Annotated in this window: 10 protein-coding genes and 2 pseudogenes; 6 read left to right on the top strand and 6 right to left on the bottom strand. The window is 69.7% G+C overall.

The genetic code is table 11. The annotated features are described in order from the left end of the window. Positions 1-146: pseudogene (locus QSK30_RS37255) on the top strand (IS30 family transposase); the annotation flags it as partial. Continuing rightward, complete coding sequence (locus QSK30_RS36225) at positions 127-441, top strand: integrase core domain-containing protein (protein ID WP_502871941.1); 315 nt, start codon at positions 127-129, stop codon at positions 439-441. The pseudogene QSK30_RS37255 and the gene QSK30_RS36225, both read left to right, overlap by 20 nt. A gap of 385 nt (positions 442-826) precedes the next feature. Here QSK30_RS36225 and QSK30_RS36220 read toward each other — a convergent pair whose 3' ends face one another. Next, the gene (locus tag QSK30_RS36220; protein WP_285509936.1) at positions 827-2029 is read right to left on the bottom strand and encodes a ketoacyl-ACP synthase III family protein; all 1203 of its coding nucleotides are present in this window, start codon (positions 2027-2029) and stop codon (positions 827-829) included. On the opposite strand from QSK30_RS36220, the gene rfbH reads away from it, so the two are divergent. Continuing rightward, entirely contained in the window at positions 2010-3320 is a 1311-nt protein-coding gene (rfbH, locus tag QSK30_RS36215; protein ID WP_502871940.1) for a lipopolysaccharide biosynthesis protein RfbH, read from the top strand. The genes QSK30_RS36220 and rfbH overlap by 20 nt on opposite strands. 50 nt (positions 3321-3370) lie before the next feature. On the opposite strand, the gene asnB is transcribed toward rfbH, so the two are convergent. From asnB to QSK30_RS36195, 4 genes are read right to left on the bottom strand one after another with little or no spacing between them, the layout of a single operon-like run. Next, positions 3371-5224, bottom strand: coding sequence for an asparagine synthase (glutamine-hydrolyzing) (gene asnB, locus QSK30_RS36210; RefSeq protein WP_285509935.1), 1854 nt, complete (start codon positions 5222-5224; stop codon positions 3371-3373). A gap of 40 nt (positions 5225-5264) precedes the next feature. Beyond that, complete coding sequence (locus QSK30_RS36205; protein WP_285509934.1) at positions 5265-5522, bottom strand: acyl carrier protein; 258 nt, start codon at positions 5520-5522, stop codon at positions 5265-5267. 28 nt (positions 5523-5550) lie between these two features. Continuing rightward, positions 5551-6771 carry a ketosynthase chain-length factor gene (locus tag QSK30_RS36200; RefSeq protein WP_285509933.1) on the bottom strand — a complete coding sequence of 407 codons (1221 nt, stop codon included), beginning with the start codon at positions 6769-6771 and terminating at the stop codon, positions 5551-5553. After that, complete coding sequence (locus QSK30_RS36195; RefSeq protein ID WP_285509932.1) at positions 6768-8048, bottom strand: beta-ketoacyl-[acyl-carrier-protein] synthase family protein; 1281 nt, start codon at positions 8046-8048, stop codon at positions 6768-6770. Before QSK30_RS36195 ends, QSK30_RS36200 begins: the two co-directional genes overlap by 4 nt. A gap of 244 nt (positions 8049-8292) precedes the next feature. Here QSK30_RS36195 and QSK30_RS36190 point away from each other — a divergent pair, with 244 nt between their 5' ends. The 3 genes and pseudogenes from QSK30_RS36190 (at position 8293) to QSK30_RS36185 (ending at position 9699) form a co-directional block, all read left to right on the top strand. Next, the gene (locus QSK30_RS36190; protein ID WP_285509931.1) at positions 8293-8865 is read left to right on the top strand and encodes a recombinase family protein; all 573 of its coding nucleotides are present in this window, start codon (positions 8293-8295) and stop codon (positions 8863-8865) included. Then, positions 8778-9164: pseudogene (locus tag QSK30_RS37080) on the top strand (recombinase family protein); the annotation flags it as partial. The gene QSK30_RS36190 and the pseudogene QSK30_RS37080, both read left to right, overlap by 88 nt. 154 nt (positions 9165-9318) lie before the next feature. Then, positions 9319-9699, top strand: a complete 381-nt coding sequence (locus tag QSK30_RS36185; protein ID WP_285509930.1) for a hypothetical protein — start codon at positions 9319-9321, stop codon at positions 9697-9699. A 162-nt stretch (positions 9700-9861) separates the two neighbouring features. Here the strand turns inward: QSK30_RS36185 and QSK30_RS36180 are convergent. After that, positions 9862-10131 (bottom strand): transposase (locus QSK30_RS36180; RefSeq protein ID WP_502871939.1); only part of this gene is annotated, 270 nt, incomplete at its 5' end.

Genomic DNA, 10131 nt, shown 5'->3' with positions numbered 1-10131 from the left:
CCCGCTGGTCCGCCGAGGACCTCGAAGCCGTCGCTCTCGCACTCAACAACCGACCCCGAAAGAGCCTCGACTGGAAGACCCCAGCCGAGGTCTTCAACCAACAGCTACGCTCGCTCCAACAACCCGGTGTTGCAACGACCGGTTGAACCCAGGCAATACCTGTCCGCGGACTTCGCCGCGGTGGCCACGAGCCTGGGTTTCCGCCGCTCCGTCGGGCGCACCGGCGTCTGCTACGACAACGCCTGGGCCGAATCGTTCAACGGAACCCTGAAAAACGAACGCGTCCACCGCGTGCGATATCCCACCAGAGAAGACGCTCGCCGCGACATCACCCGCTACATCGAACTACGCTACAATCAGATCCGACTCCACTCGGCACTGGGCTACCGCACGCCCAACGAAGTCGAATCCGACTGGATCAACCAAAACCAGGCAGCCTGACCAAACAAACTCACTGTCCGACATCCTCCCAGCAGCTCAACCCCATCGAGCAGGTTGGGTGAGGCGCGTTGCGTGTCGTCGTGGTTCGGTGCCGTGTCCGGGGCTTGCTCGCTGCGCGTCGCAAGGCCGCGCTGCCTCAAGTAGCGCTACCTGACGCGGCTATTCCTGCCGTGCCAGCCTCACCAGAACCGTTTTGAAGATCCACACCGCCGCCCGCGAAACACACCCCTCCCACCCGGGGGGCTGGCTCGCGCGTGAGCCTATCGGGCCAGGTCACAGCGCCGGAAGGCCCAACCTCCCGCCTATGGATGAATCGGCGGGGTTGTGGATAACACGGCTTCGAACCGTCGCGGGGCGGTCCGGTCCGAGGCTCGGCGAGGGGGACTCAAGCTCCGAGCGGGCCCTGGATCTCCACTACCGCCGCTGTGCAGGTGTAACCGGCGCCGCCGCCGTAAAGCAGTACGCGGTCGCCGCGGGATACGGCGCCGGTTTCGATCAACTGGGCCAAACCGGCGAATTGGTCGCCCGCGCCGAGGTGACCTGTGGTGCGGCCGTAGCCCCACGAGGTTCGTTCGTCGGGTACCTCAAGCAGGTCGTGCAGTTCATGGCCGCTGCCGCGCCGGGAGACCGGGATGACTGCCCAGGCGATGTTCTCCACCGCGGTTTTCGAGTCTGCCAGTGCCTGGTTCTTGGCCGACACCAACAGATCGATGTACCGGTGCGTCAGGTCATCGAACGCCGCGATCCGTGCGCCGTCGCGGGTGCGTTGGCCGAGGTCGATCGGGGTCGGCTCGGGTGGGTGGGGGCGTAGTGGTTCCGCGCCCCTGGCCAGGATTTCCAGGGAGTTGTCGGCCGCTGTGGCGGTTGCCAGCACCCGGGCGAAACCGTCCTGTGTGGACAGCACCAGGGCGCTGGCCCCGTCACCGTACATTGTCACGTCGACGGAGTTCCAGCGGTCCACACGCGGGCCTGCGAAGCGGTCGGCTGTGGTGATCAGGGCGGCGGTGCCGGTGCCCAAACCCGCCGTCAGGTAGGTGGCGGCCAGTTCCACCGAGCCCATGCCGCCGTTGCAGCGTTGGGCGATGCTGTACGCGGGTACCTGGCGGCCGACGGTTTCGTTGGCGATGAAGCTGGCTTCCGGCCACATGTCGACGCCCTGGAACCACAGTGTGGCGTGCAGCAGCAGTGCCACGTCGGCGGGGTCCGTGCCGCCCCGCCGCAGGGCCTCCCGGGCGGCGCGGACCGCCATGCGCGGTGGTGCGTCGTCCTCGCTGTCGGAGGCGACCGCGACCGAGCGGATGCCGCGGAGTGTGTACCGGTCGGCGTCCAGCAGGCAGGCGGCGACGGCGTCCGCGCCCGAGGTCAGGGGTGGGACCCAGGCGGCAACGCCGGACACGAACAGGTTGTCCCAACGCATGGATGTCCTCCGGTTCGCGGGATGGTGTCCCGAACCATGGCAGGCCGTGCTGATACGCCGTTGGAGGCTGCGTGGAGGCCGGTTTCCACCGCGGCTTGACCGGTTGTCGAAGCGGGTCGGCGAGGGTGGGGGCATCCTGACCTGGAGGTGGATGATGGTCGCCGAGGCCAAGCGGCTCATTCTGGAAGCGGTGGAGAAATATCACCTGGAGGCGGCGGGCGAGGCGCGGTTCGTTCCCGGCGCCACCCCGATCCTGCCGTCCGGCGCGGTCCTCACCGCCGAGGACCGGGTCGCGCTGGTCGAAGCGGCCCTGGACATGCGGATCGCGGCGGGGGTCAGCTCGCGGCTGTTCGAGCGGCGGTTCGCCAAGGCACTGGGGTTGCGCAAGGCGCACATGACGAACTCGGGGTCGTCGGCGAACCTGCTCGCGTTGTCCGCGTTGACCTCGCCGCAGCTCGGGGACCACCGGCTGCGGCCGGGGGACGAGGTGATCACGGTCGCCGCCGGCTTCCCCACCACGGTGAACCCGATCTACCAGAACGGCATGACGCCGGTGTTCGTGGACGTCGAGCTGGGCACCTACAACGCCACCGCCGAGCGGGTCGCGGCGGCGGTCGGGCCGCGCACCAAGGCGATCATGCTGGCGCACGCGCTGGGCAACCCCTACGAGGTGGACGAGGTCGCGAAGCTGGCCGAGGAGCACGGGCTGTTCCTCATCGAGGACAACTGCGACGCCGTGGGCTCGCTGCACCGGGGCAAGCTGACCGGCACGTTCGGCGACCTGGCCACCACCAGCTTCTACCCGGCGCACCACATCACCACCGGCGAGGGCGGCTGCGTGCTCACCGACAACCTGGTGCTCGCGCGGATCGTCGAGTCCATGCGGGACTGGGGCCGGGACTGCTGGTGCGAGCCCGGTGAGGACGACACCTGCCGCAAACGCTTTCTCTACCGGTTGGGCGACCTTCCGGAGCGCTACGACCACAAGTACACGTTCTCGCACGTCGGCTACAACCTGAAGGCCACCGACATCCAGGCCGCCCTGGGGCTCACCCAGCTGGCCAGGCTCCCGGAGTTCGGCGCGGCCCGTCGCCGCAACTGGCAGCGGCTGCGCGCGGGCCTGGAAGGCACCAAGGGCTACCTGCTGCCGTCGGCCACCCCCGGCAGCGACCCGAGCTGGTTCGGTTTCGCCATCACGCTCACCGAGGACGCCTCGTTCGAGCGGTACGAGCTGCTGCGGTTCCTCGGTGACCGGGGCATCGGCACCCGGCTGCTGTTCGCGGGCAACCTCACCCGCCACCCCGGCTACCTGGACCGCGAGTACCGCGTCGTCGGCGACCTCGCCAACAGCGACATCATCCTGGAGCGCACCTTCTGGGTCGGCGTCTACCCCGGCCTGACCGCCGAGATGATCGACTACGTCGCCGCCTCGTTGCGCGAGTTCGCCGCGACCAAGAACTGACACCGAGCACAGGGCCCGCCCCGGTTCCGGGGCGGGCCCTGTGCTCGGTGTCAGAGATCCAGGGTCACATCGTAGGCCCGCAGCCACGCGTCCAGCCACAGCGCCATCTCGATGCCACCGCGGTCGTACGGGCGGCTCACCTCGCCCGCCGGACGGTCCACGGCCCGCCGCGCCCGGTCCACATCCAGGAACGGGCGCACCGGGGCGTCCGGATCGGACAGCACCCCCGCCAGCTGCACCCGCAGCGCCTTGGCGTAGCCAGGGTCCTGAGTGGTCGGATACGGTGTCTTGACCCGCCGCACGATCGAGTCGGGCAGCAGGTCCGCCGTGGCGGCGCGGAGCAGGCTTTTCTCCCGGCCGTCGAACGCCTTCATCGACCACGGCACGTTGAACACGTAGTCAACCAGCCGGTGGTCGCAGAACGGCACGCGCACCTCCAAGCCCACGGCCATGCTCATCCGGTCCTTGCGGTCCAGCAGGGTCTGCACGAACCGTGTCAGGTTGAGGTACGTGATCTCCCGCATCCGTCGTTCCCGGCCGTCCTCCCCTGGCAACACGGGCACTTCCGCGAGCGCTTCCCGATAGCGGGCGGCCCGGTAGCCGGGGACGTCCAGCTTCTCCAGCAGGCCGCGGTCGAGCAGGCCGAGGCCGCCGAAGTAGCGGGCCGAACCGGAGGTGAGCCAGGGGAACGTGTCGGCGCCGACGGCGTTCGGGTTGCGGAACCACAGGTACCCGCCGAACAGCTCGTCCGCCGACTCGCCGGACAGGGCCACGGTCGAGTGCTGCCGGATCGCGCGGAACAGCAGGTACAGCGACGGCCACATGTCGCCCCAGAACGCGGGCGGCAGGTCCGTGGCCCGCAGCACGGCCGCGCGCACGGCCGGGTCTGCCAGTTCGGCGCTGTCCAGCAGGACCTCGCTGTGCCTGGCGCCGACGTGCGCGGCCAGTTCCCTGGCGAAAGGCGCGTCCGGGGACGCCCGCACCGCGTCGGGCGCGAACCCGGCCTGGGCGAAGTCGACCGAGAACGAGCGCACCGGCCCCTTGCCCCTGGCCGCCATGGCGCGGGCCGCCAGCGCTGTCACCGCCGACGAGTCCAGCCCGCCGGACAGCAGGGAACACAGCGGCACGTCCGCGATGAGCTGGCGGGACACGATGTCCTCCAGCAGGCCGCGCACCGCGCCGATCGTTGTGGGCAGGTCGTCGGTGTGCTCACGCGCCTCCAGACGCCAGTACGCGCGTGCCCGGGTGCCTTCGCGGCGCACCCGCAGCAGCTCTCCGGGACGCACCTCGCGCAGACCTTCGAACACCGCGTGCCCCGGCGTCTTCACCATGTCCAACGCCTCACAAAGCCCGTCGGCCGCCACCCGGCGCGGCACCGACGGATGCGCGAACAGCGCCTTGGGCTCCGACCCGAACACGATGCCGTGCTCGGAAAGCCAGTAGTAGAGCGGTTTCACGCCCATGCGGTCACGCACGAGCAGCAGCTCCTCGGTCCGCGCGTCCCACACCGCGAACGCGTACATGCCGTTCAACCGGTCCACCATGGACTCGCCCCACCGCAGGTAGGCGTGTAGCACGACCTCGGTGTCGCCGCGCGTGCGGAACACATGGCCCGCCTCTTCCAGCTGCGCGCGCAGCTCGGCGAAGTTGTACACCTCGCCGCAAAAGCTCAGCGTCGCAACCGTCCCGCCGTCGGCGGTAAATGTCATTGGCTGCACACTGCCCGCGCGGTCGATGATGGACAGCCTGCGGTGCCCCAGCACGCACCGCCGGGCCACGACGACCCCTTCGTCGTCGGGACCCCGACAGGCCAGGGTGTCCGTCATCGACCGCGCGACGGCGGGAACGGAGGGAGCGGTGGACAGGTCACGGTCGTAGTCGACCCACCCGACGATGCCGCACATGTGCTCAGCCCTTGCCTTTCCCTGTGCCGGTGATGTGGGGTCAGGCGACCCGGGCGACCGCGCGGGTCACCTCGTCGAGCAGGCCGCGCGGGGTGCTGCCGACGTCGATCGCCTCGTCGGGCAGGGCGATGCCGAGGTCCCGCTCGATCCAGCGGACCGTGTTGGACAGCGCCAGCGAGTCGTAGCCGAGCGACTCGAAGTCGACGTCCAGGATGTCGCCCTCCAGGTTGACGTCCTCCTCCTCGCCCGCGCTGGCCCGCAGCACGTCCACGAGTTCCTTGATGCCGAAACCGGACATGGTCTCTCCCTTGTCGTCGTAGCGGGGGTCAGTCCTCGCCCTGGCACAGGACCATCGCGGAGTTGAAGCCGCCGAGGCCGCGGGCCAGCACGAGCGCGTGCGTGAGCGGGAGCTCGCGGGGCTGGTCGGTGACCAGGTCGATGAGTTCGCCGTGCGCGGGGTGGGTGATGTTCACCGTCGGCGGCACGACCTGGTCGCGCAGGGCCAGCAGAGCGGCGGCCAGGTCGAGGGAGGCGCCGCCCGCGAGCAGCCGTCCCGTCATGGTCTTCGGCGCGGTCACCGGCACCCCGCGCGTGCCGAACACGGCCGCCAGCGCCAGCGCCTCCTGCCGGTCCAGCTCGGGCACCCCGCTGGCGTCGGCGAACACGACGTCGACGTCGCCGGGCGCGAGTTCCGCTTGGTCCAGGGCCAGTTCGACGGCCCGGCGCAGACCGGGTTCGCGACCGGAACCGGGGCGGGGGTCGAATGTGGACGCGTAACCCAGGACCGAGCCGTAGCGCTTGGGCGCGCCGCGCCGGTCGGCCGCCCTCGGATCCTCCAGGACCAGCAGCGCGCCGCCCTCGCCGGGGACGTAGCCGGATGCCTCGACGTCGAACGGCAGGTAGGCCCGGTTCGGGTCGGTACTGGTGGACACCCGCCCGGAACGGGACATGCACAGCCAGCCCCACGGGCACAGCGCGCTGTCCACACCGCCCGCCACCATGTGCGGGGTGCCGTGGTCGATGTGCCTGCGGGCCTTGGCGACCGCGTCCAGGCCGCCCGCCTGCTCGGTGACGATCGCCGAGCTGGCGCCGCGCATGCCGTGCCGGATGGAGATCTGCCCGGTGTTCACCGGGTAGAACCACGCGAACGCCTGGTACGCGCTGACATAGGCGCCGCCCCTGCCCCACAACGCCTCCAGCTCCCGCTGCCCGAACTCCATGCCGCCCGCCGACGCCGCCGTCACCACGCCGACGGCGAAGTCCGGCAGTTCGCGCGGGTCCAGGTCCGCGTCGGCCAGGCACTGCTCGGCGGTGACCAGGGCGAGGCGTGTCATGTGGTCGGTCTGCGGCAGCAGCCTGCCGGGCAGCAGCTCCGCCGCGTCGAAGTCCTTGACCTCACCGCCGATGCCCGACGGGTAGCCGCTCGCGTCGAACCGGGTCAGCGGGGCGACGCCGCTGTGCCCGGCCAGCGTCGCCGCCCAGAAGTCGTCCACACCGGAACCGTTGGGCGAGAGCACACCCAGGCCGGTGACCACGGGCGCGGTCACGCGGCGGCCCGGTCCGGCGCGGTCAGCACGATCGCGCTCTGGAAGCCGCCGAACCCGCTCGCCACGCTCAGCACCACGTCGGAACGCTGCTCCCGGGCGGTCAGCGGCACGTAGTCCAGGTCGCAGTCCGGGTCCGGCTCGTGCAGGTTGGCCGTGGGTGGGATGACCGATTGCTCGATGGCCAGCACCGACGCCGCCACCTCCAGCGAGCAGATCGCGCCGAGCGAGTGCCCGATCATCGACTTGATCGAGCTGATCGGGGTGGTGTAGGCGTGCGCGCCGAGGCTGTGCTTGTAGGCCATGGTCTCGTGCAGGTCGTTCTGCTTGGTGGACGAGCCGTGCGCGTTGATGTAGTCGATGTCGCCGGGACGCACCCTGGCCCGGTCCAGCGCGGTCGTGATCGCCTCCGCCAGCTCCCGGCCGTCGGAGCGCAGACCGGTCATGCTGAACGCGTTGGCGCGGGTCGCGTGGCCCGCGATCTCGGCGTAGACGTGCGCGCCGCGCCGCCGCGCGTGCCCGTACTCCTCCAGCACGAAGATCGCCGCTCCCTCACCGAGCGCGAACCCGTTACGGGTGCGGTCGAACGGGCGGGACGCCGTGCCCGGGTCGTCGTTGCGCGGGGTGGTGGCGCGGATGGCGTCGAAGCAGGCCACCGTGATCGGCGAGATCGCCGCGTCGGAGGCGCCGCTGACCAGCACGTCGGCCGCGCCCTCCGCGATCAGGTCGGCGGCGTGGCCGAGCACGTCGATGCCCGAGGTGCAGCCGGTCGACACGACCCCCACCGGGCCCTGTGCCTCTACCAGCCAGGCCAGCTCGGCGGCCATCGAGGACGGTGCGAAGTAGTCGTACAGATAAGGGGAGGCGTGGGCCTCGTCCACCAGCCACTTCTTGCCCTCGTCGCTGACGACCGCGTACTCGCTGTCCAGGCTCTGGGTCATGCCGCACGCGGTGCCCACCATCACGCCGGTGCGGTACGGGTCGAGTTCCCCGAGCACCCCGCTGTCGGCCAGCGCCTCCCGCGCCGCCACCACCGCGAACTGCGTGGTCCGGTCCCACGTCCGGATCTGGCGCCTGCTCAGTCCCGACGCGACCGCGTCGAAGTCGGCCTCGGCGGCCACCCTCGACCGGAACGGGCTCGCGTCGAACAGGGAGATCGTCCGCGTCGCGGTGCGTCCCGCGCAGAGCAGGTCCCAGTACTGCTTGGTCCCGATCCCCCCGGGCGCGATCACGCCGATCCCGGTCACCACCACGCGCCTGCCACCGTGTCTGTTCGGCACCGTTCCTCCCAACCTCCGCGCAGGCAGGCCTTCTGCCCAGGCCCCGCGTGGCAGTGTCGGGCGGTCGGTTCGAGTCGGGGTGGAGCGTCGACAGAAAGCCGGGCATGAGAACGCCCGGCCGGATGACGCTGCCCGGCCGGGCGTTTCCCTGTCGATCGATCAGTGGTCGGTGGCGTGTGCTGCGGCGCGGAGGGACTTGGTCAGCAGGCCCAGCCAGCGGGTCGCGCTGGCGTTCGGTGGGCCCATGGCGCCCGAGCGGGAACCCGGCTTGATCAGGGTGGCCTGGTTGGGGCGGACGTCGACCTACGATCAGCAGGACCCGACGTTGTCTCTGCCGCGGCAGCTCCGCAACTGCGACGCCGCGTTACCCGAGCACGCGGTGATCACCGCGCACTTCTACGACATCGAGTCCGGTCGAACCGACCTCGACGCACGGAGCCGGGGGCGGGCACACGAGATCTTCCAGATCCCTATCCCGCGCGACGGTGGCCTCGAAGAGTTGATGAAGGAGGCTCGGCGAGTCGGCCGCCGGTTCGATGTGGTCATCGTCGAGGACATCTCGCGAGTCGCGCGCCGGACCTACATCGGCACCGAGGTCAAGCACAAGCTGGAACAGCTCGGCATCATGCTGATCGCGGTCGACGAAGGTGTGCACCTGCCGAAGGACGGCCGCCGGACCAAGACCGCCACCCAGGTGCTCACCCGACGGGTCAAGCAAGGTGTGGCCGAGTGGTATGTCACCGAGATGCTGGAGAAGTCCTGGGACGGGTTCGAGCCCCACACCGAGCAGGGCTACAACATCGGCAGGGCGCCCTAAGGCTACCGCGCCAATCTCATCCCACACCCGATTCCCGCCAAGCGAGCCAAGGGCGCCAAGAAGTCCCGGCTCGTGCCTCACGAGGTGGAAGGCCCCGCGGTCGAAAGGATCTTCGCCTGGCGGGTCACCGGACTCGGCTACCAGGACATCGCCGACCGCCTCAACCTCGACCTCGTCACCAACCCGCCCCTCACCCCGTGGGAGAGCGGGTGCCGGTCGGACAGTGGACAGGTTCCAGCGTGCGTGACGTGCTCACCAACCCGAAGCACACCGGCCACATGGTGTGGAACAGGCGCGCCCGCAAGGGAACCGGCGGCAACAAGATCAACCCCGTCACCGAGTGGGTGGACAGTCGAGCCCGTACACGAGGCACTGGTCGACCTGGAGACCTACGTCCAGGCACAGGAAGTCGCTCGCCGCCGAGAACGATCCCGTACCGCGGCCGGAGTCAGCATGAACCCCGAAGCCAAACGCGTCTACCCGCTGCGCAGCTACGTCTACTGCACCCAGTGCGGACGACGCATGTTCGGCAACCACATGAGAGGACACCGCTACCTCGCCTGCACACCCAAGAAACAGTGGCGGCCCGCCGGTCACCCTGCCACCATCCGGGTCCGCGAGGACACCCTGCTCACCACGCTGGAAGGCTTCCTCAACCGCCGAGTGTTCGGCGCCTACCGCGCCGACCTGCTCGACCTCAACATCAAGGCCCTCGACGACGCCGCCGAACAGGAACGGCTGGACCGGATCGCATCCCTCGGCGGACGATCACCGAGAACCAGGCCAAAGGCAAGCGCCTACGTGTGTCCTGAACACGGCGTGACTGCGAAATAGTGGTCCATCTGTGGTGCTGTGCAAGAGATGGAGGAAGGCCCTCCGCCGTCGCCCTGCAAGGGGGAGGCGGCAAACCACCGCAAGCTGCGTCGGTCAAGAGCCGGGGTGGTGAGCGTTGCGGAAAAGGCGTGCTTCGAGCGCGTCAGGTGTGGATCGGCGAGTTCAGGCGGTGGAAGCATCCAGTTCGAGGAGTTCGGTGAATACCTCGCCGGGTTTGCGCCAGTGGTGGAGTTTACGGGGTCGGTCGTTGATCTCGGCGGCGATGGCGGCCAGGTAATGCGGGTCGCTGGTGATCTCGACGCCTGTGGGCAGGTACTCGCGGACGATCCGGTTGAGGTTCTCGTTGCTGCCGCGTTCCCAGGGTGAGTGCGGGTGGGCGAAGAACACCGGCAGCCCGGTGGCGGTGACATCGGAGTGCAGGGCCATCTCCGA

Origin of the sequence: Actinokineospora sp. NBRC 105648 (genome assembly GCF_030269645.1) — a bacterium.
GTDB lineage: Bacteria > Actinomycetota > Actinomycetes > Mycobacteriales > Pseudonocardiaceae > Actinokineospora.
This window is presented reverse-complemented; position numbering and strand designations above follow the sequence as displayed.